Source organism: Bdellovibrio bacteriovorus (assembly GCF_002208115.1).
GTDB classification, from domain to species: Bacteria; Bdellovibrionota; Bdellovibrionia; order Bdellovibrionales; family Bdellovibrionaceae; genus Bdellovibrio; species Bdellovibrio bacteriovorus_C.
This window is the reverse complement of the sequence record NZ_CP020946.1, coordinates 3,108,014-3,128,531: the sequence shown is the minus strand read 5'-3', so window position 1 is coordinate 3,128,531 and position 20,518 is coordinate 3,108,014. Positions and strand designations below refer to the sequence as shown.

Below are 20,518 nucleotides of genomic sequence, written 5' to 3'. Positions count from 1 at the left end.
ATGCGAGGCGAAATGGGTATATCTTAGGCTATTTTGGCGGCGGCCGCTCGGATTTTCTGCCCCCGGCGGAAAATGAGGGTCGCGATCAGGCAAAAGCCGAGCCCACCCAGGCTGACAGCAGGCCATTGGCCCCAGCTCCATAGCGTTGAGCCCACGTAAGACCCGAGACTTCCTCCGGTAAAGTAGGCAAAGATGTAAATCGTGTTCAGGCGGGAGTGGTACTCGGGTGGATGGCTAAACACGCGGGACTGATTGGAGATATGGGCCACCTGAATGCCCAGATCCAGCACCAAAACACCCAGGATGATTCCTGCTACGAAGGTGGAGGAAAGTGCAAGCAGGGCAAAGGCCCCCATGGAGCAGTAAAGACCCATACGGATGGTCGCCGCAGCGCCTTTTTTGTCGGCATAACGCCCAGCCAAAGGAGCCGCCAAAGCACCGATCATGCCCAGGGCGCCAAACAGGCCGATGGTTTTTGGATCATAGTTGAACGGAGCGGCCTCCAGCAGGAAGGTCAGCGTCGTCCAGAAAGCCGAGAACGTTCCAAACAAGATCGCGCCCATCAAAGCCGCTTCGCGCATGGTGGGAAGTTCACGGAAAAGTTTGGCGGTGGAAAGCAGAAGCTGTTTGTAGGTGCCCTTGAAGTTAGGTTCGGACATCGGCAGCACGAACTGCGATACGATGGAAAGAATCAAGCTGACCGAACCGGCAAAAATGAACACCGTCTTCCAGCCGAAGTACTGCGCAATGAAACCTGCAAGGGTTCTTGCCATCAAAGAGCCAATCAGAATTCCGGACAGAACGATGCCGACGACTTTGCCGCGCTCTTCAGGTTTGGCCAGGTTTGCCGCAAAGGGAATCAACACAGACTGGGACACGTTGAAGAAGCCCATCACACAACTGATCGCACAGAACACACCCAGGGTTGGACTGAATGGAAGTGCGATGGCCAGCAGGCCCGCCATGGTCATGGAGCCTTGGATCAGTTTACGGCGTTCAATCATGTCGCCCATCGGGACCAGGAACAAAATACCCAAGGCATAACCGATCAGGGTGAAGGCCGGAACCAAAGATACTTTGCTTTCTGTCACACCAAATTCACGCGCGAGAATCCCCAGCAGCGGTTGGTTGTAGTACATATTGCCCACCACCAGAATGCAGGTCAGGGTCATGAAGAAAACTTGTGTGCGAGAGAGGCCTTTTCCCATAGGGTCCTATAGGTAATTCATTTGAGTGTGATATTCAATCAATAGATACGAAAGTGATTTATTGTTGCGACATTATTGAGTCGCACTCTGATATCAGCTGTTTGGCAGATTTGCCTTTGTGGCAGGATTTACGCAGATCGCGAATCAGCTTCATTTTCCTGTCTTCGGATTTCAGCGCTTCGACGTCGTGAACAAAGCCATAGAAATCAGTTAACACCGCGCCTTGAATTTCTGCAGTGATAACCAGCTTATCTGTGGTGCTGACACCTTCAGGGTTTTGCTGGCGTTCTTTCAGGCGATCAATCTTGGTCATGATCTTGTGGGCTGGAACCATCAGGCGGTGAATGCGGCTGATATCATCGGTGATCAGACGGAAATCAGGGTCCTGCAGGGCGCGGGTGCCTTGTTGCTGATAGTACTTTTCCAGATAGGCGACTTTGTTTTCTCTCAGTTGTTCGCGGTCCATGTGACTGGCATCACACAGCGACGGGCACAGCGGCGGCATATTGGCTTTTTCCAACTTGCGCACCAGATCGCCGATCTCGGCACTCATCATCACAAACGACCTTGAAGTGTCGAAGGCTTTGCGGAAGTTTTCTTTGGAGGACGCGGGAATCAGCTCTTGTTCCGAGGCCGGATCAGCGGCTTTCAAATCCGGAGTCAAAGTGGCTTTGGCTACGGGGTAAGGTTTCTTTTGAACAGCGGTGGTGGTCGCGGGATCCTGAATCAGATAGTCGACCGTGTAGTAGGTGATGACAGCCATTCCGACAAAGGCGCAGGTCACGATCCCCAACGTGAAAAACATCAGATACTTCAATGTGCTGCGCAGAAACTTCATGAACAGAAAGCTAACAGAAGCCGTGGAATCTGTCAGCCTTATTGATCTCTTTCCATGGATTCATCGCCCACAGTCTCGTCCGGGGAAGGCAGCGCCTTGAAATTGCGTTTATTTGCTTCCTGGGTTACGGACCGGGCTGACTGTTGGTACAGATATCCGAACAGACCTCGGGCTTGTTCCACGATGGCGGCATCTTTGACGATCACGATCTGCTCGTTGTTGTTTTCAGCGTTTTCACTTGGATTAAAGGATGTTCCCAAAACAGCCGTCGATTCTTCAGGGAAGATAAACACCTTGTGATGAATTTTGGACGTGGTCTTCACGGCCGTCCCATCTTCCAGCCGGAAGTGGCGTTCACCGTAAATCGAGGGCGCTGTGCGGATCTTGTCCTGAAGGTCCGTCACACCTGCGGCACCCAGGGCCTGCAGAATCGGAGCTTCCGCATCTGTCAGATACTTGCCCGAGGTCAGATCTTTTTTAAGTCCGGATAGCAGCAGGAACGCACTCCATTCACGCATGGCAAATGGGGTGTCTCCGACCGAGCGGAATTCAAACTGGCCTTTTTCCTTCATATCACGGGCGGCACGTTCAATCAGCGCGCTTTGAATTTGCTTGGAAGAAAACGCAAAGTGCACAGCCTCAATCGGACCTTTGGAGTTTTGAATCAGCGGCACGAAAATGCTTTTGTTCACATCACCTTCACCGCCGTTGGGCGAGAATGACAGGACGATGTAGGAGGCTTCTTCATGCGGGCTTTTCTTTTCGCCCATGATTTTGTAACTGCCACTGATCGGGTACTGGCTTTGACCACGGATTTTGTATTCCAGAGTTTTCTTAAGCTCGGCCTTGGTGGCTTGTGCTGGCAAAGTTCCCAGGATCATCAAAGCATGATTGGCGTTCGGGATGGAAAACTCGTTGCGTTTTTCCGGTGGCAGATTCACTAGATCCCCTTCAGGACCGATGCAGCTTTGGGTGAAGTTGCCGGACAGGAACAGCACGGCGGCCTTTGGGCCAAACGGGTCCCGCAGAATGATCTTCTGGTGATTCAGGCCCACGGATTTTACAGCGACCGTTTTAAAGTTTTCACCTTCCAAAGTGGCAAGATCATCAAAGATGGCTTTCACTTCAGGACGGGTGTTGATCGTACCGGCATCAATGCCGCCAGTGACCTTTACACCTTTTTTCATGTGCTGGTTTTTTAGGGCATCGGCGATCACTTTCAGATCGAAATCAAAAACATTGTACCAGATTTCCTGCTCGGCCCCAGTGATGAAGTCCACGACGACTTTGCGCAGGTCATCGCCCGGTAAGGTGCGGGTTTTGCCGTTGATGGTTTTTAGATGCGGGTGATTGATGAATAAACGCATGCCACGGAATCCCGGAGACCCACCCGGCAGATCCATTGTCAGGGGCTGGGACGGGCTTTCGTATTTGGCCAGTTGTTCGGCAAAGCGCGGGGTTTGCACCACGGTCTTCAGTTGGGCTTTAACTTCTTTTAAATAGGCGGCGTAGGCCTCGGGTGATTCACTTTGGGTTTTGGCCAACTTTGCCGTCGTGTCTTCAAGGATCGCGATGTATTCAGGATTTTTCTTCAGCAAGAACACCAACTGACTTTGAGTCAGGGGATTTTTCTGCTGAATGATGGATTCGTTCAGGGCCTTATAGAGGTCCTTTTGGGTCATGGTTTTGAAAGCCACATCAAAGATCCGGGCATAGTCATAGCTGTCGGCCAGGGCCGGGGCGACCAGGATCTGAAGAACGAATAAGCTAAAGAATAATAACTTCTTAACCATTCCCTGAAATACAGCAATTCCCCCGCCATTCGGAGGAAAGCTTATATTTGATATGGAACCCATAGGCCGGGGTTTGAGGGCCCAAAACCGTCACCGGGGGGCCTTTTAGGGAATAAAAAAACGGACCGAAGGTGGTTCGGTCCGTTTCAGTTTTTGGTTCGAACGGATGAAAACTAGATCGCCAGACGGCAGGAAGCTTCCATCAGAATTTCACGACTCCAAAGGGTCCATTTCATTTCGTCCTCTTCCGTGCGCAAAACGCCGTCAGCGTATGAACGGGACACGTTGGTTTCGTAAACTTCAATATAGAATTTGCCAGCGCTCTGGTTGCGCACGCTGATCTGATAGTTGTCATAAGTGCCGATGGCAGCATTTTTACCGACAACAGTGGACACTTTCGTGTCGACCATCACTTCATTGTTCACAGAAATTTTGCAGAAAAGATCCTGTGCCTGAGCCGCAGCGCCAGACAACAAAACTGTGAGTGAAAGAAGCAGGTGTTTCATAGTAGTCCCTCCATGGATGTCTATTCATGCTGTCAGCGGCAAACACAAAGTGTCCACAGTTTATCGCGGAACAAGACAAAAGGTCCCAGAGCCACAAGATCAAGGACCGGGAAAAAAGGTACCTGCTTACTTTTGCATAAACATCGCGTTGGGAGCGCTGCTTCTGCAAAAGTAAGCAGGTACCTTTTGGGGGTTGGGAATAAAAAAAGGAAGGCTTGGGGCCTTCCTTTTTTTGTGACTTAGGTTGTTTCGAGAGGAATTACTTCTTCTTGGAAACTTTCTTGGTCGTTTTTTTTGCGGCAGCTTTTTTTACTGTCGCTTTTTTCTTTGTTGTTGCAGCTGGTTTAGCAGGTTCGATCTTGTCTTCTTTTTCCTGATCAAAACGGCCTTTAAGCTCAGACTCTTTCTTTTTGATCTCGTCGCTCAGCTTTTGGAAGCTTTCAAGAAGGTTTTGAACGTTTTTGTTGCCAGAAAGATTCTCTAGAATTTTTTGGAAAGCTGCAGTTGCCACAAGGTCTCCTTTGTTTACATTCCCAACATACACCCGCAAGAGGGGAATTCATAGCCCCTTAGGGTTATTTTGACGTAAAATTAATAGTTTCAAGCCACACTTCGCGCTGGGCAGAGAACTGACCAGAGAATTTTTCCAGCCCCTTTTCGCGCATTTGCATCGCGTATTCAGACATATAGGTCTTGATCGCGTCTTCATCCTTGAGGGTGTAAATGATCTTCACGTCTTTGCTGGACGCCTCCATGGCGCCGCCTTTACGCAAGCAAAGCTCCGCTTTGATAAAGCCCGGTAGAGCAAGTACTTCAGCGATGTGTTCGTTTTTAAGCCATTCGACGTACTCAGGGTATGTCTCCCAACGAACTGCCAGTTGAACGATATAGGTAACCATGACGCTCCTTAAAGAGTGAATTTAAAGTCCTTGATTAGCATGCCCGGCACTTTTTTGCCACCTAAAGCACGGCTTTCATAAGTGGAAACCATCGGGTCCACCTCTTGGAAGTCCGTCACGGCCAGCAGGTTTTCACCCAGGCAGTCAAACAGGCTTTCATCAAAACGCAGATCCGCGATCGGCGCCACGATTTCGCCGTTTTCCACCCAGAAACACGCATAACGGGTCATGCCGGTGATGCGCGCATTCAGACGGTCGGACCAGTTCAGGTAATGCAGATTCGACAAATAGAGTCCCGTGCCTAGTTCTTTCAAAATGTCGTCTTTTTTCAAGGACCCCGGCAGGATCTCCATCGCGCGAGGACCTTCATAAGAATCCCCGGCGTTGCCTTCCACGCCGTATTCCTTGGCTGAACGGCTGCTGATCACATAGCTGTCCAACTGGCCGTTGGAGATCAGCTTCAGCGTTTCCGGAGCCAGTTCCCCCAACGAGTTATAACGATGGGTCAGACCCATGGCATAGTTTTCACGCACACTGAAAAGCGGGGACAGGGACTTTTCCTTGTCCGCCAGTTTCATCAAAGCGCTGCCACCTTGTTTGTAAGCATTAAAGCTCAACGCCCCCCAAGAGAACATCGAAGCCAGTTCCGCCACCGCGCCCGGCGCCAGATACGTGCGGTAAGCACCTGGCTGCAGGACTTTCTTAGGGCGATCCATCAAACTCAGTTGATTTTTACTTTGGGCAATATTCGCCTCAAACTCTTTTTGGTCCCAGTGAGTCCCGGCATAGATCGACTTCACGGCTTTTTCACCCATGTACAGGGAATAATCCACGAAGAAGTTTTCCGTCGCAAACCAGTGGCTTTGGCCGGCCGAATTTTTGTTCGCAGAAATGATCGGACCCGCACAGTAAAGACCGGCAAAGTCAGCACCCGTTGCCGGAGTGGTGATGGCCTTGATCACCTCTTCGTCTTTCAGCAAAGAGCCTTTAAACGTGCTGTCGCTGGTGCCGTTATTGACGATGGCCACCTGGTACGGATCTTCCGGCAGCAGGGCGCATTCCTGACGGGCTTGATCCAGCCAGAACTCGACACGTTTTTTGTCTTCATCGACTTCGCCCGTGATCGAGAAATTGATGTTCGCGGTCTTGCCGTCTTTTTGCAGAGTCAAAGTCAGAGAACGCTGTTCGACGTGCGTGTTCTGACGGACCTTGTTGGCGTTGAAACGCACGAACAGGGATTCTTCCGCGTGCAGATTCACGTTGGCAGCCTCATCTTTTTTCAGAAGTGCCAAAAGGTGATCGGCCACGATGTTGAAGGACTGTTTGGTTTTTTCTGTAAAATTAAGCACCGAAAACCTCCACATCAGCAAACAGGCAGTAAGGTGTTGTGTGACCCACGCGGATCACCTGATTTGGTTCGCCTTTACCGCAGTAAGGGGAGCCAAAGGTCTCGCGAGTTTCACTGACCGCTTTCAGATTGTTCCAGAACTTCACGGTGGTGCCGCGATAGTTTGGATTTTTCACGGTTTTGGTCAGTTTGCCGTTTTCAATCAGCTTTGCGTATTCGCAGCCGAACTGGAATTTGTTGCGATAGTCGTCAATTGACCAGGACTTGTTCGCGAGCATGAACACACCGCGCTCGACAGAGGCGATCATGTCTTCCAGTTTGGAAGTGCCCGGCTCAAGGTTGATGTTTGCCATGCGGTCAATCGGCGCCCGATTCCAGGAGGATGATCTTGAGTTCGCCACACCCGGCAGATTCAGACGGCTTTGGGACTCAAGTCCGCCAAGACCGCGCACCAACAAGCCGTTGTGAATCAGGAATTCTTTGGTGGCTGGATGACCGGAATCATCAAACGCGTAAGAGGCCAAGGCATCTTCGATGGTCGGATCGAAAGTCACGTTCATCAGTTTGGAACCGTACTGCAGGTGTCCGAAGTCTTCAGGTTTTACGAAGCTCCAGCCGGCATAGTTTCTTTCATCACCCAAAATACGGTCATATTCCAGCGGGTGACCGATGGATTCATGCACCTGCAAAGTCATCTGGTCTGGAGCCAGCAACAGATCCATGGACGTGTCCGGGCAGTTGTCGGCAGAAAGCAGTTCCACGGCTTCTTCCGCCAGTTTTTTGGAACGCTCCAGGATAGAAGCACGGTCAAAGACCTCAGCCCCCACCTGAAGACAGCGGGCCAAACCACCGCTGTCGGAACGGGACTGGGTTTCGCCACCGGCAGCGGCTGTTGCCGAGAAGTCCGTGTTCACGATCGAGAAGCTTTGTTCAAAGTCGGAACCCGAAGATGTCACCGTGTGGAAGTGGGTTTCCACGATCATCGCCGTTGCGGACCGGCTGACGATTTTATCGGAAACTTTCATGGCGCGGGTTGCGTCCACGAAAATGTCCGAGATCTCTTTGGCCGAGAAGGAGTCCAGAGGTTTTACCACCGGGGACTTGTAAGTTCCTTTGGCAATCGGGCGCTGGTCCACAGAGAAGTTGTGAACTTTGTGCGAGCTGGCCGCTTTGGCCATCAGGATGGCTTTATCCAAAGCGCGCTTGATCCCGGAGCTGCTCAGGTCACTGGTGCCGGAAAAGCCAAAATGGCCCTCGACCAAAACCTCGACCATGACCCCTTGATCGAAACTGATCACGTTACGGTCCGGCTTTTCATCGCGAACCATGCGGTAGGTGGTTTTTTCAGTCACGTGACGCAAACTGACCCAGTCAGCGGATCCTTTGAGCGTGTGGAGGGTTCTTTGCAAATCCATTAAAGACCTCTTTTCCGAGTAGAATTAAGCACTTCCAATAACCAATCATGCCCCAAAAGACAACCTCGAAGGGCCGTTTGTGAAAAGTCTTATCGACCGATACCCGGCGGGGCGAGGGTGCCTGAAGGGGGGGGGCCAGAATGGGTTGGCAAGGGCTTTGCTTTATACGTTCTCAGGGAGGTTGCTGGTGTCATAAGGAACCAGCACATACAAGGGGATGGATATGAGAGTTCTTCTGGCACTTCTAGCAACAGGTTTCATGGTGATGGTGACTTACTTGGGTCCGGCGAATGCTTCGACTTTGGCGACTCCAAGCTGCAAGATGACTTCCGAAGGTATCTTCGAGGGCTCTTGGGTGAAGCACCGTATCGTGGTGAACGAAGATGTTGTTTACGGTGCGAATGACATGGATTCCATCCTGTCCCAGCTTGATTCCTTGCGTGATCAGGGCCTTTGCCATTAAAGTGGCAGGGCTTTGAGCCGAAATGACTTTTTAACCCAGATTTGGAAGCCCTATCCCGCAATGCCTGAAAATGCTCAGGCGGCAGGGCGCATTTATCAGATCGAACGCGAAGGCGACGCTTTAAAGCTGGTCCTGCACCGCGATTCCGAAACTCACAAAATCCATTTTGAAAAAGCCCCGAAGCACTCTGAATTTTTGATTGAGGGTGACATCGTTGCCGTTGTCTCGGCCTCTGAAGTGGTGCTGCTGGCGCCGCAAAAGCAATCCCTGCCGAATCGTTCCTATAACAAGGAATTGACTGAAAATTGGGGCGCCTACCTGCAATCTTTACGTGAATTCTTTGTTTCTAAAGGCTTTGTGGAATTGAAGACGCCGTCGCTGGTGGTCTGTCCGGGGACGGAACCCAGTCTGGATGTTTTTTCCACGAACTTGAAGATCGGTTCGCGCCAGCAGAAATTGTTTTTACCCACAAGCCCTGAACTGCATTTGAAAAAGGCTTTGGCATTGGGGGCAGAAAAAATCTTTGAGCTGGCTCCGTGTTTCCGTAACGGCGAAGTTACTGAAAGACATCAGCCTGAATTTTTGATGCTGGAGTGGTATCGTGCGTATGCCTCTTTAAAGTTGATTAAAGAAGACACCGTCAAACTGGTCAGCCATCTGGCGCAAGCGATGAAAGTCGCAGGCCCAGTGAAGGTGACTTCATATTCCGTGGCCGAGCTTTTCAAAGTTCACTGTGGTTTTGAATTGAAGCCGGACACGTCCAAAGAGGAGCTGAAAACGCTGGCGGAAAAAATCGGTGTCGATGTTCGCAGCGCTGAAAGCATTGATGACTATTTCTTTCTGATCTTCATGGATAAAATTGAAAGCCAACTGCCTGCCGATGAGCTGGTGTTTGTCGAAAAGTATCCTCCGTATCAAGCCGCTCTGGCGCGTTTGACATCGGATGGCTGGGGCGACCGCTTTGAGGCTTATTGGAAAGGCATGGAGCTTTGCAATGCCTTCCATGAGCTGAACGACCCGACGGTGCAGCGTCTGCGCTCCCAGGAAGACCTGCAGAAGAAATCTGAAATGCACAAGGAGCCCGTCAGTCTGGATGATGAGTTCTTCCAGTGCCTGGAGGCTGGACTTCCACCTAGTGGTGGCATCGCCCTGGGCGTCGAACGTTTGTTTATGGCCTTGCTGGGGCTGCAAAATATCTCGGACCTTCGTTTGTTTCCTCAACAGAATTAAGTTCAGTTTTATTATTTCTAATTAAGCTCAGTCTAGTTCGGACCCCAAAGGACTGCCCATCTTTACTGTTCTTTGTCAGTCTTTCAGAGCGATTAATGTGGATTAACTTCCAACAGAAAACTCAATACGAAGGAAAGGACAGAGAATGTTTTCCAAAAATTCTCGAGTGAAAATGGTCGCCGGAATGGTGACGGCAGTGACAGGGACAGCACTTTTAATTTCAGCTTGCAGTGGCGGGGGATCTAGCAGTCCTTCGGAAGACTCTGCATTGGTGATCAGCGGTGGTTTTTCAGGCGTCAGCTTGCAGTCTATGCAAAAGCCGATGGCAAAAGCCGGTGATCTGACGACCTTTGCGGCTTCGGATTACACCGTGATCTGCGCGATGATGGTGGAACCTTTTACGGCGGGGCACAGTGCTCTTTCTGATGATGGAACTTTCTCTTTGTCCATCACGGGCGGTGCGGGTCAGCCGATTGGCTGTATGATTGTTAAATCAGGCAAGCGTGTTGCTGACTTCGAGTTCACTGCGGAAGAAGCCGGGATGACGGGTGCGACCGGTGGTTCCGGCCTTGCCGTCAATCAAGGTGCGACGACCATTCAACTTCCGACGGATTTGTCCATCTCAGATGCCAAGGTGTCTGTGCCGGTGGCAAATATCACGCAGAACTCTTCTGTGGCTCCGTCCGTTGTTTGGGCCGATCCTACGGGGACCTGGAGCATCACCGGTGCTTGTGAAACATCTTTGAATCAAAACGGTATTCCGGTGACAAGCTGTAACGGGGCCCAGAGCGCCGAAGACATTCCAACATCGGTTTATCTGAAGCAGTTGCAGGCGACCAAAGCAGGTGCCACTAAAACGGGCCTTTCTGTTTGGAAAGATGCCGCGGCTCGCACGGCGTGCGGTGATAAAGAGGGCATCACTCTTGATGGCGGCTGGACAGCGACAGGCGGCTGGGCTGGTGCAATGACCGGCGGTGTGTCCATGGATATCAGTGACACCACGAAACTTGGCACACTGACGACGAAGGCCAAGGCCCGAATGCATCCTGATCATACCAACACCATGACTGCTGTTTGCGGTAAAACCACAAAAACGGGCGGCGGTGCGATCGTTTCCGGTACCACACTTTGCAGCGAAGTTGACTTCTCTGGCGGTGGCTGGGGCATGAGCGAAGACGCCTGCAAACTTTATTGTGTGATGGGCGCATTGAGCAACGGCGGCGACAATCCAGACTTCGACTGGGGTGCTGCAACTTGCAAAAAACGCTACAGAGTCTTCTGGGAAAACAACAACGAACTGTCTTCTGATAAAGACTACAACAATGGCAACGGCAATCAGGCCGGTGTTTTCTCTACAGGCACTTGTTCTGATACGTCCTTCGACGGATGCCGTGACACGGGTTCCGGCAAGGTTCTGTTCCAGATGGAAAAAGCCCAGGATCAATTCATGCTGGGTGAATTGTTCATCATCGGCAACGTGGGCACTGTGATGGAAAATCATCACTTCAACTCGACCTTCCCGAATGCGGACCGCACCGGCACAATCACTTGTGGTGGTACTTACATCGACAAGATGACGATGACCCAAATCAGTGCGACAACAGCGTCCGTGACAGTTGAGAACAACTTTGTTGCGGATCTTTCAAATCCGGCAGAGTGTGCGACTAACGAGCACTTCTCTAAAAATGCTGATGAAGAACGCAGCATGACCCTGAAGCTGGTAAAACAGTAGATTGCAAGATCAATAGGAGAATTCCTGATAAGCCCCCGCAGAAATGCCGGGGGCTTTTTTTATTCCCTACATAAGTCTAGAAGTGTCTTGGATTGAAACACTCGTGCGCATTTTCAGAGGGTTCGCGGAACATCTCTTTGAAAACTAGAATTACCGTCACGTAACTCTGTTAAGGCCTCGTAAAAATAATGCCGAAAAGTATCCTATGAAAACACGCAAGAGGGTACGTAGTGGGATGTTTTTGTGGTTGTTCTTATTTGGGCTGCAGGCCGTCGCATCTCCAACCACCCTGAATTATCAGGGACGTATTCTAAAAACAGATGGAACTCCGCTGGAGTTCAATAATGTCAGTTTCGCCTTTGAAGTCACTAACGTCAGCGGTTCCTGCATTTTCTATCGTGAGCAACGAAATGCCGTCAACATGCAGGGATCCAAAGGGGTCTTTGATATTCCGATCGGTGAAGGCACCAAGTTGTATCCAAGCACTCCCGGTTACAGTTTGCGCGACGTATTTAATAACTCCATCGAACATGATTGTGACGGCGGCGCCAAGTACACTCCTTCTCTGGATGAAGTGCGTATTTTGCGCGTGCAATTCCATGATGGTGTGGGTTGGAAGGCCATCACACCGAATAACACCATTCGCTCTGTTCCTTTTGCCAACTACGCATATTCCGCCGCCAAACTGGGCGACAAAAGTGAAACTGACTTTGTCTTGAAGTCCTCCGTCAGCACCTGTGCTGCCGGTCAGTATCTGACTTTCAACGGGACCGCCTTTGTCTGTCAGAACGATGCGGGTGGGGCCGGGATGGTTTCTGACGTGAATGTCAGCGCGCCACTGGTCAAGGGCGGTACAGCCAGCATCCCGGTGATTTCCTTGAACGTGGGCACGGCGGCGGGCACTGTCGCGGCTGGCAATGATGCCCGTTTTTTGAATGCTGAAAAGATCCGCGGGCTGGATGTCAGTGCAACGGCGCCGACGACGGGGCAGGTTTTGAAGTTGGATGGGGCCAACACCTGGGTGCCTTCGACGTTGGGCACAGGTGATGTTTCCGGCTTGAGTGCTGCTTTGAACAATAAAATCGATGCGACAATGTTCCCGGCGTCCTGTACGGCGGGACAATCACTGGTGTTTGTAACTCCGGCAAACAAGTTTGATTGTTATAGCATTTCCATCACCGAGGCCCAGATCACGGGCACGATTGCCGGTTCAAAGATTTCCGGCGATATCAGTGGCAAGGCCAGCGGTCTGACCGCGACTCTGCCGGTGGCGCAAGGGGGAACCAACAGCAGCACGGCATTGAACGACAACCGCATCATGATTTCAAGTGCGGGTAAAATTGTGGAAGCTCCAGTGATGACTGACGGTCAACTGTTAATCGGTAAGACCGGAGATGCCCCTCAAGTGGCCAATCTGGTGGCGGGTTCGGGTGTGACGATCGCCAATAATCCTGGCGGGATCACAATCAGTGCGACGGGTGCTGGGGGCACAATCACAAGTGTCACGGCGGGCACCGGACTTTCTGGCGGTGGCAACTCAGGTGGAGTGACTTTGAATCTGGCCAACACCGGCGTGGGCGCGGGCACCTATGGAACGGCGACGAAAGTTCCGCAGTTGGCAGTGGATGCTCAAGGGCGTCTGACCTCGGTGTCAGAAGTGACTATTTCCGGTGTGGCTCCGGCGGGTACTGCGGGGGGCGATCTGGGGGGAACTTATCCCAACCCGGATGTTGTAAAACTACGTGGCAAAACTATTTCCGCGACAGCGCCGACTGCGGCTGGGCAAGTGCTGCGCTATGATGGCACCGGGTATGTTCCCAATTTCCTAAGTCTGGCGGACATTCGTTCGACGGTGACTCCGGCCAATACCATCTTTCCTTCCACCGCTTGTACGGCCGCGCAAACTTTGACTTGGTCTTCGCTGACGGATTCTTTCACCTGTCAGTCGATTTCGATCACGGAATCAAATATCTCCGGAACGATTGCGGCAGCAAAAGTGGACTTTGGTTCCCAGTCGGCCGGTACTTTCTTTGCGGCACCGGCAGGGGCGACCGGGGCTCCTGTATTCAGAGCTTTGGCTTCCACGGATCTTCCGGCGGGGGCATACGACAGTTCCTATTTCAAACAAGGTGGCAACAGCTTTGGAGCAACGGCTGTTTTGGGTACCAACGACGCCAATAGCCTGGGATTTGAAACCAATGGTACAACTCGCATGACGGTGAGCTCTGCCGGAAACGTGGGGATCGGCATGACTCCCGTCCATGTTTTGGATGTGAGCGGTTCCACCATCAACATGGGGCGCTTCACCTCCAGTGATACCGGCGGTTCGCGTCTGGCATTGGCGTCGTCAAGTGCTGGAGGCAAGACCTGGAATTTGGTTTCGACGGGGTCAGGCAGTGCTGGGGGCGCTGGTTCTTTGGTCTTTGCAGACTTTTCCACGAGTGGTTCGGGTCAGTTTATTTTCAAGTCCGACTCTTCGGTGGGGATAGGGACTGTCAGTCCTGCAAGCACGGTGCATGTTCTGAAAGCTCAGAACGCCACGACCGAATTGCGTGTGGAAAACAACATGGCTGCCGGGAACACCTCGGCGCAGGCAACCGTGCAATTGGTCGGAACGGGTGTTAGCGGGCAGCTGTCCGTATATCCGAATGATCACACTTCGGCGCAATATCAGGACCGTTTGGTTTTAGCTTCAAACAGTTCCGCTACCAATGGTTTGCTTTTGACTACCAACACCGTGGCACCTATTGACTTTGCTGCCAACGGAAGCACGACTCCACACATGCGTGTGAATTCTGACGGGAATGTGGGAATTGGTGTCGCGACCCCAACAAAAATATTGCACCTGCAAAAGGATCAAGGCGCTGACACAGCCTTGTTAATTAAAAATACAAGCACCGCGGATCTGGCCATGGCCGCTGTGGATCTGGAGTCTGACGGCAACGGAGCGCAGCTGATCAGTTATGGTACGGGAGTGACTGGGAACTGGGGGGGCGGCACTATTCCCAAAGCGGATTCTGTGATGCTTCGTACTTACACGACCAATCCCGCGGCAAACTTCGGTGTCGGGACGGGCAGTGCGCATCCGTTGCACTTGGTGACCAGTGATATACCCCGTATGACTGTCACTGCCACTGGAAGTGTCGGGGTTGGATCGACCTCTCCAATTTCCAAATTCTCGGTCGCGGACGCTTATCTGGGGGGCACGGACAATACGGGTCTGGGAATTTCTGTTCTGGGCGCGGCCAATGACATTGCCGGGATCACGATTTGGGACCGCGACGAGGACAGTGGGACCATCAACGACGGGGATGCCACGATTTATTTTGGTGACGACATCCAGGACAGTTTGCGGTTTGCCTACAAAGGTTCCGGTTTGGCGATGTCCGAAAAAATGCGCATCACCAGCTCCGGGAATGTCGGGATCGCAACGATATCTCCGGCTTACCCGTTGGATGTGGCGGGTTCCCTGCGCGGCACCACAGTGATCAATGGCGGATTTGATTTTGTTCTGGGAACCAACAATCAGGTGGATCGTGGAAACACCGGCAGCTCTCGCGCGCTGGTGAAAGACACGGGGGCGACTTTGCATCTGAACTATCAGGGTGATTTTACCGGGGGCGTTCAGGTGGGTAGTCTGCTGCGACCTCGCACGGACAACGCCTTTGATCTGGGTACCACCACGTATCGCTGGAAGGCCGTTTATGCGGTGAACGGAACCATCCAGACTTCAGATCAGCGTTTGAAGACCGAAGTGCAGGACCTTTCGCAGGGCCTGGATTTCATCCTGTCTTTGCAGCCGAAGTCCTACAAATGGAAATCAGACCGCGACAAAGCGAAAGCCAAGACTCATTGGGGTTTCATGGCGCAGGAGCTGGAATCTGAAGTGAAACGATCCACAGCGAGTGATGCTCCGGTGGGTCTGATCCATCATGAGTTGGAGTCTGACTATTATGGAGTGAACTATTCAGAGTTGCTGGCTCCGGTGGTGAAGGCCTTGCAGGAACTTTATCTGAAACTCGTTGGCGTCAGCGACCGTATGGATCAGCTTGAGAAGGAAAATCAGAACCTGAAAAACGAAAATCAGGAAATCAAATCCTATCTGTGTGCGAAGGATCCTCAGGCTCCGATCTGTAAATAGGGCCGAGGGTCTTATTCTGAGACTTACATCTGGGAAAACAACCGCAAAACGTTCGAAATATGAGTAATTCCCAAGTGTTGGGGCTTTCGTTCCGAGACATAACTGCCGATAAGAAAGTATGGAAAATACGGCACGTCTCGGAATATTTCTTTGGGTCATCTTGTTATCTCAAAGCCTTTTTGCGTCGCCTAAAACCCTGAACTATCAAGGTCGAATCCTGCGCAGTGATGGAACTGCATTAGAGTACAACAACGTCAGTTTTGCTTTTGAGTTCACCAACGAAACGGGCACATGCGTACTTTACCGAGAACAAAGAAACACCATCAATATGCAGGGATCCAAAGGGGTGTTCGATATTCCTATTGGAGAAGGCACAAAACTTTACCCTTCCACCATCGGCTATTCCCTGCAGGATGTATTTAACAATTCCATCACTCATACCTGTGATGGTGGTGCCACTTACACTCCCGCTGTGGATGCGCTCAGAGTCTTACGAGTGCAGTTTCATGACGGCAGCGGTTGGAAGGCGATCACTCCCAACAATATCATTCGCTCTGTTCCTTTTGCCAACTATGCTCACTCGGCGACTCTTTTGGGTGACAAACTGCCAACGGATTTTGTTCTTAAGAATTCCATTTCAACTTGTGCAAGCGGCCAGTATCTGACCTATGATGGCGCTGATTTTGTCTGTCAAAACGATGCCGGTGGAGCTGGCATGGTGTCGGATGTAAACGTCACCGCGCCGTATTTGGCGAAGTCCGGAACCGCCAGCATCCCGGTGATTTCTGTCAACGTCGGAACAGGTGCAGGCACTTTGGCTGCCGGGAACGATGCGCGCTTTCTGAACGCAGAAAAGATCCGGGGACAGGATGTCAGTGCGACTCTTGCAACCTCCGGCCAGGTTTTGAAGATGAATGGTTCCAGCACCTGGGTGCCGGCGACCTTGACCTCTGCTGATATTTCCGGATTGACGACATCTTTGAATAACAAAATTGATGCGACGATGTTCCCGACATCCTGTACGGCGGGACAGTCCCTGGTGTTTGTGACCCCGGCGAACAAATTTGATTGTTACAGTATTTCGATCACGGAATCCCAGATCACGGGTTCTATTTCAGGAGCGAAGATCTCTGGGAATATTTCCGGTAAAGCCGCAGGCATTAACGGCGTGCTGCCGGTCAGTGAAGGCGGCACCGGAAGTGGTGTGACCTTGAACAACAACCGTCTGATGGTTTCGTCAGCGGGCAAAATTGTTGAAGCCGCCGCTTTGACCGATGGACAGATTCTGATTGGAAAAACGGGAGATGCTCCGCAAGCTGCCAATATTCAGGCGGGATCCGGTGTCAGTATCACTAACGGGGCTGGTGGGATCACGATCAGCGCCACCGGTACTGGCGGCACTATCACGGGCGTCACTGCCGGGACCGGCTTAAGTGGTGGCGGCAGTTCGGGCAATGTGACTTTGAATCTGGCGAACACAACCGTAGCTGCCGGAACTTATGGGACTGCGACCAAAGTTCCGCAAGTGGTGGTGGATGCTCAAGGCCGCCTGACCTCGGTGACCGAAGTCACGGTTTCTGGAGTCACCCCAGCAGGGACAGCCGGTGGAGACTTAGGCGGGACTTATCCGAATCCGGATGTGGTAAAACTGCGAGGTAAATCCATTTCGGCAACGGCTCCAACTGCGGCCGGACAGTTGTTGCGCTATGATGGAACCAACTATGTGCCTAATTTCCTGAGCCTTGCCGACATCCGTTCAACCGTGACTCCGGCCAACACTATTTTCCCGGCAGCGGGGTGTGGTGCAGATAAAACTTTGAACTGGTCTGTTCTGACCGACACCTTCACTTGCCAAAGCATTTCGATCACCGAAAGCGGAATCTCGGGCACAATTGCTTCTGCGAAATTGAATTTCGGCACACCGGCAGCAAAAACATTCTGGGCGGCACCAACAGGTGCAGCGGGTGCTCCGAGCTTCAGAACCCTGGCCGCTGCTGATTTGCCAACCAGCGGAGTTTCTGCCGGAACTTATTCTTCAGTGACTGTTGATATCTATGGACGAGTGACGGCCGCGACAAGTCCCACGACGGCCGCCGGCTACGGAATTACGGATGCCTTTATTCAGAATGGGAACTCTTTTGGGGCGACAGCCGTGCTGGGTACCAACGATGCGCAAAACCTCCAGTTTGAAACGGGGGGTGCAGCTCGCATGACGTTGCTGACAACCGGAAATGTGGGTGTTGGTACGGCAGCTCCTTCAACACTGCTGCACATCAGCCGCAGTCTGCCGGATGGAACAAATCCGTTGGCCGTTTTTGAAAACACCAATTCCACGATTTCGGGTCTGACCACTTTTGCGGCGCTGGCTCCGAACATTGGCGACACCTACAGTAAAACAAATATCATTGTCGGTAAAGCGCACAGCAACTATCAGGCGGGAAGCATCGAGTACAACTACAACTCGAGTGATTCAGCGCAAAGACGCTTAAGTCTGGGGCATAAAGGTTATTCTCCGAACTTCCATATCACTGAACCGGGCAACGTCGGGATCGGGACCACAAGTCCTACGGCGGATCTGGTTGTGACCGACGGTGGAACGGCGGCACCTTATGTGTCGGTGGACAAGCTGGCGGTGATCGGGAACTCGAACACCGTGTTGCAAGTGACGGCTCCGAACACGGCGGCTTCAGCTTTGTATTTCTCTGATCCTGACAGTCGTGATCCGGGGGGGATTTCTTATTCGCACACGAATGATCAGATGTCCTTCAGAGCAGGGAACGCCTTCCATATGTTCCTGGGAAGCACGGGGTATGTGGGTATCGGAACATCTGCGCCAGAGACGGATCTTCACGTTTATAGTGGAGGTAACAGCGGGGCCTTGCATCCCCAGCGTGCCGGGATTATTGCTGAGGCTGAAGGTGCTGATGTCGGCGCAAGGTTTGCGGCCCGCCATTACGGTCCGACGGAAGTTCCGATGTTTATCGCCTATAAAGCCAAAGGAACAAAGGCGGCCCCAACTGCGGTGACCAATGGTATGGGCCTGCTGGCTTTGGTTCCAGCGGCCTATGATGGCACGAACTGGGTGAACAGCAATGGTTCAACGGACTCGATGACGGTGCTGGCAACGGAAGACTGGTCAGCAACTGCGCGTGGAAATAAGATTAACTTTACGACTGTGGCCAACGGGACCACTCAAGGTCTGGTTCGCATGACGGTCGATCAAACAGGGCGTGTCGGGGTGGGAACTTCGGTTCCATCGACTCACCTGCATGTGAATTCCGGCGATCCCTACTCGATCATCACCAATCAAAGCACCGCGGCTGGAGGGCAGGCTTGGCGATGGTACTCTTCTTCCACGGGGGCTCCACTGGGTGCCAATGCCATGTGTTTCGGTATTGGAACTTGTCTGTTCACCTTGAGAACCGATGGGACCGCGACTTTGGCGGGGACGTTGACTCAAGGGTCTGACCGTCGGCTGAAACGTGATATCGCAAACATCGATCATGCTTTGGATTCCATCCTGCAAATCAACGGGGTGACTTATAACTGGATTGATCCGTCCAGGGGAGACAAACGAGATATCGGTCTGATTGCCCAAGAGGTCGAAAAAGTCTTCCCCGAAGTCGTCAAGACAGATTCAAAAGGCATGAAATCCGTGGCCTATCAGAATCTGGTGTCTCCGATCATTCAGGCGATCAAAGAGTTCTATTCTCAGTGGCAGACGGACTCTCAGGCGTTGCACGCAAAAGTGAATCAGCAGGAGCAGGAAATCAATGCGCTGAAAGAAGAAAATAAAGCGCTTAAGTCGCGCGTGAATCAAGTCGACGTGATGAAGAAAGCACTTTGTTCCAAGGACGCTTCCCTGGATTTCTGCTCAAAGTAAGTTTGCTACTTGCTGCCGCCCAGAACTTTCTGAATCCACGGAAGGGCGTGGGAAACGGCAGCGTATCCACCGACCGAAGACCCTTTGGCGCGGAATCCTGAACAGGCTGAACCCCAACTGACGACGCCGACTTGAATGGCCCGGCCGTTCTGCTGCAGGAACACGGGGCCCCCGCTGTCGCCGGGACAGGACGACTGTTGATGCTTGAAGGTGTCAATGCAAAGTGTTTCCGGTCCCAGCTCATAGCTGCGTTTTTTGGGGAAATCATCCAGGGCGCACTGAGCCCGGGGAAGCAACGGGGCTTCCAGTTTTTTAAGCTGGGCGCTCTCTTTCAGTCCCTCGTTATCTGTTAGACCCCATCCCGTGATCACAACTTTTTGGGTTGAATCACCCAAGTCCACAGTATTCAAGTCAACGGGCCGGATATCGGTGACCGTTTCAGAAAGTTCAATCAGCGCGATATCAGATTTTGGCCAGTTAAAATCAGGATGAACTTTGATAGAGCGAATCTTCAACGAACGAGCATCCTGGCCGGATTGGGTGATGCCACCAATAAACAGCATCAATTTGGCGGGAGCGACCACCCGCTGGCGGGTTTCTGATTCTTCTTCCAGCACACAGTGTGCGGCCGTCAGCACCCAGCGGGGGGCAATCAAGCTGCCACCACAGTGATGTGAAACATAGTTTTCCTTGGGATCATTAAACCAGATATTGACCATAAACGGGAATTCACCCGCCGACGCAAACTCACCGCCAATGATGGCATTTTCGCCGTCCGTCGCGAGCGTCCATGATTGCTGCACCGGCTGGCAAGAAACCAGAGCCAGGCTTAAAAATAGAATGGTGAAATAAGGATGAAACCGGAACATGTGTCATGTCATATTCGAGTCTTGCTTGGACATCACATGAAATAGTTGGGACGGCGTAGGACTTGTATATTTTTCCAAATCAATCCTATAAGCCCTGAACCTAAGTCTTAAATTGAGAGTCTGGCATTCCACAATCTCCCATCAGTCTTTCCTTATCCTTACGGTGTTGACTCGCTTGTGAGTGAACGATGCA

The 20,518-nt window shown here is 51.9% G+C and carries 14 protein-coding genes; 5 read left to right on the top strand and 9 right to left on the bottom strand.

Annotation, left to right across the window (positions count from 1 at the left end; genetic code table 11):
- Positions 1-23: 23 nt before the first annotated feature.
- The 8 genes from B9G79_RS14985 to B9G79_RS14950 form a co-directional block, all read right to left on the bottom strand.
- Positions 24-1,208 (bottom strand): MFS transporter, encoded by a 1,185-nt coding sequence (locus B9G79_RS14985; RefSeq protein ID WP_088566211.1) that lies wholly within the window; start codon positions 1,206-1,208, stop codon positions 24-26.
- A 58-nt stretch (positions 1,209-1,266) separates the two neighbouring features.
- Positions 1,267-2,046 (bottom strand): hypothetical protein, encoded by a 780-nt coding sequence (locus B9G79_RS14980; protein ID WP_088566210.1) that lies wholly within the window; start codon positions 2,044-2,046, stop codon positions 1,267-1,269.
- A gap of 38 nt (positions 2,047-2,084) precedes the next feature.
- A complete protein-coding gene (locus tag B9G79_RS14975; protein ID WP_232468745.1) occupies positions 2,085-3,839 on the bottom strand; it encodes a hypothetical protein in 1,755 nt (584 codons plus the stop codon).
- A gap of 173 nt (positions 3,840-4,012) precedes the next feature.
- Positions 4,013-4,345, bottom strand: coding sequence for a hypothetical protein (locus B9G79_RS14970; RefSeq protein WP_011163257.1), 333 nt, complete (start codon positions 4,343-4,345; stop codon positions 4,013-4,015).
- Positions 4,346-4,604: 259 nt separating this feature from the next.
- Complete coding sequence (locus B9G79_RS14965; RefSeq protein ID WP_232468743.1) at positions 4,605-4,856, bottom strand: hypothetical protein; 252 nt, start codon at positions 4,854-4,856, stop codon at positions 4,605-4,607.
- Positions 4,857-4,920: 64 nt separating this feature from the next.
- Positions 4,921-5,244, bottom strand: a complete 324-nt coding sequence (locus B9G79_RS14960; protein ID WP_011163259.1) for a DUF4286 family protein — start codon at positions 5,242-5,244, stop codon at positions 4,921-4,923.
- An 8-nt stretch (positions 5,245-5,252) separates the two neighbouring features.
- Complete coding sequence (locus B9G79_RS14955) at positions 5,253-6,593, bottom strand: TldD/PmbA family protein (protein WP_232468741.1); 1,341 nt, start codon at positions 6,591-6,593, stop codon at positions 5,253-5,255.
- On the bottom strand, positions 6,586-8,007 hold the full coding sequence (locus tag B9G79_RS14950; RefSeq protein ID WP_088566207.1) for a TldD/PmbA family protein: 1,422 nt from the start codon (positions 8,005-8,007) through the stop codon (positions 6,586-6,588). The genes B9G79_RS14955 and B9G79_RS14950 overlap by 8 nt, the downstream gene beginning before the upstream one ends.
- Before the next feature lie 223 nt (positions 8,008-8,230).
- Here B9G79_RS14950 and B9G79_RS14945 point away from each other — a divergent pair, with 223 nt between their 5' ends.
- The 5 genes from B9G79_RS14945 to B9G79_RS14925 all read left to right on the top strand — a co-directional run bounded on the left by B9G79_RS14945 (position 8,231) and on the right by B9G79_RS14925 (position 19,456).
- Entirely contained in the window at positions 8,231-8,470 is a 240-nt protein-coding gene (locus tag B9G79_RS14945; RefSeq protein ID WP_041583456.1) for a hypothetical protein, read from the top strand.
- 60 nt (positions 8,471-8,530) lie between these two features.
- Entirely contained in the window at positions 8,531-9,700 is a 1,170-nt protein-coding gene (gene epmA, locus B9G79_RS14940; protein WP_088566206.1) for an EF-P lysine aminoacylase EpmA, read from the top strand.
- Positions 9,701-9,845: 145 nt separating this feature from the next.
- Complete coding sequence (locus B9G79_RS14935; RefSeq protein ID WP_088566205.1) at positions 9,846-11,432, top strand: hypothetical protein; 1,587 nt, start codon at positions 9,846-9,848, stop codon at positions 11,430-11,432.
- Between the two features lie 235 nt (positions 11,433-11,667).
- On the top strand, positions 11,668-15,573 hold the full coding sequence (locus tag B9G79_RS14930) for a tail fiber domain-containing protein (RefSeq protein ID WP_088566204.1): 3,906 nt from the start codon (positions 11,668-11,670) through the stop codon (positions 15,571-15,573).
- 160 nt (positions 15,574-15,733) lie between these two features.
- Positions 15,734-19,456 carry a tail fiber domain-containing protein gene (locus B9G79_RS14925; RefSeq protein ID WP_232468739.1) on the top strand — a complete coding sequence of 1,241 codons (3,723 nt, stop codon included), beginning with the start codon at positions 15,734-15,736 and terminating at the stop codon, positions 19,454-19,456.
- A 5-nt stretch (positions 19,457-19,461) separates the two neighbouring features.
- Here B9G79_RS14925 and B9G79_RS14920 read toward each other — a convergent pair whose 3' ends face one another.
- Positions 19,462-20,325 (bottom strand): S1 family peptidase, encoded by an 864-nt coding sequence (locus tag B9G79_RS14920; RefSeq protein ID WP_088566202.1) that lies wholly within the window; start codon positions 20,323-20,325, stop codon positions 19,462-19,464.
- Between the last annotated feature and the right edge of the window lie 193 nt (positions 20,326-20,518).

Coding starts and splice junctions, on each gene's coding strand:
- B9G79_RS14985 (WP_088566211.1), bottom strand. CDS start 1,208: ATGGGAAAAGGCCTCTCTCGCACACAAGTTTTCTTCATGACCCTGACC.
- B9G79_RS14980 (WP_088566210.1), bottom strand. CDS start 2,046: ATGAAGTTTCTGCGCAGCACATTGAAGTATCTGATGTTTTTCACGTTG.
- B9G79_RS14975 (WP_232468745.1), bottom strand. CDS start 3,839: ATGGTTAAGAAGTTATTATTCTTTAGCTTATTCGTTCTTCAGATCCTG.
- B9G79_RS14970 (WP_011163257.1), bottom strand. CDS start 4,345: ATGAAACACCTGCTTCTTTCACTCACAGTTTTGTTGTCTGGCGCTGCG.
- B9G79_RS14960 (WP_011163259.1), bottom strand. CDS start 5,244: ATGGTTACCTATATCGTTCAACTGGCAGTTCGTTGGGAGACATACCCT.
- B9G79_RS14950 (WP_088566207.1), bottom strand. CDS start 8,007: ATGGATTTGCAAAGAACCCTCCACACGCTCAAAGGATCCGCTGACTGG.
- B9G79_RS14945 (WP_041583456.1), top strand. CDS start 8,231: ATGAGAGTTCTTCTGGCACTTCTAGCAACAGGTTTCATGGTGATGGTG.
- epmA (WP_088566206.1), top strand. CDS start 8,531: ATGCCTGAAAATGCTCAGGCGGCAGGGCGCATTTATCAGATCGAACGC.
- B9G79_RS14935 (WP_088566205.1), top strand. CDS start 9,846: ATGTTTTCCAAAAATTCTCGAGTGAAAATGGTCGCCGGAATGGTGACG.
- B9G79_RS14930 (WP_088566204.1), top strand. CDS start 11,668: ATGTTTTTGTGGTTGTTCTTATTTGGGCTGCAGGCCGTCGCATCTCCA.
- B9G79_RS14920 (WP_088566202.1), bottom strand. CDS start 20,325: ATGTTCCGGTTTCATCCTTATTTCACCATTCTATTTTTAAGCCTGGCT.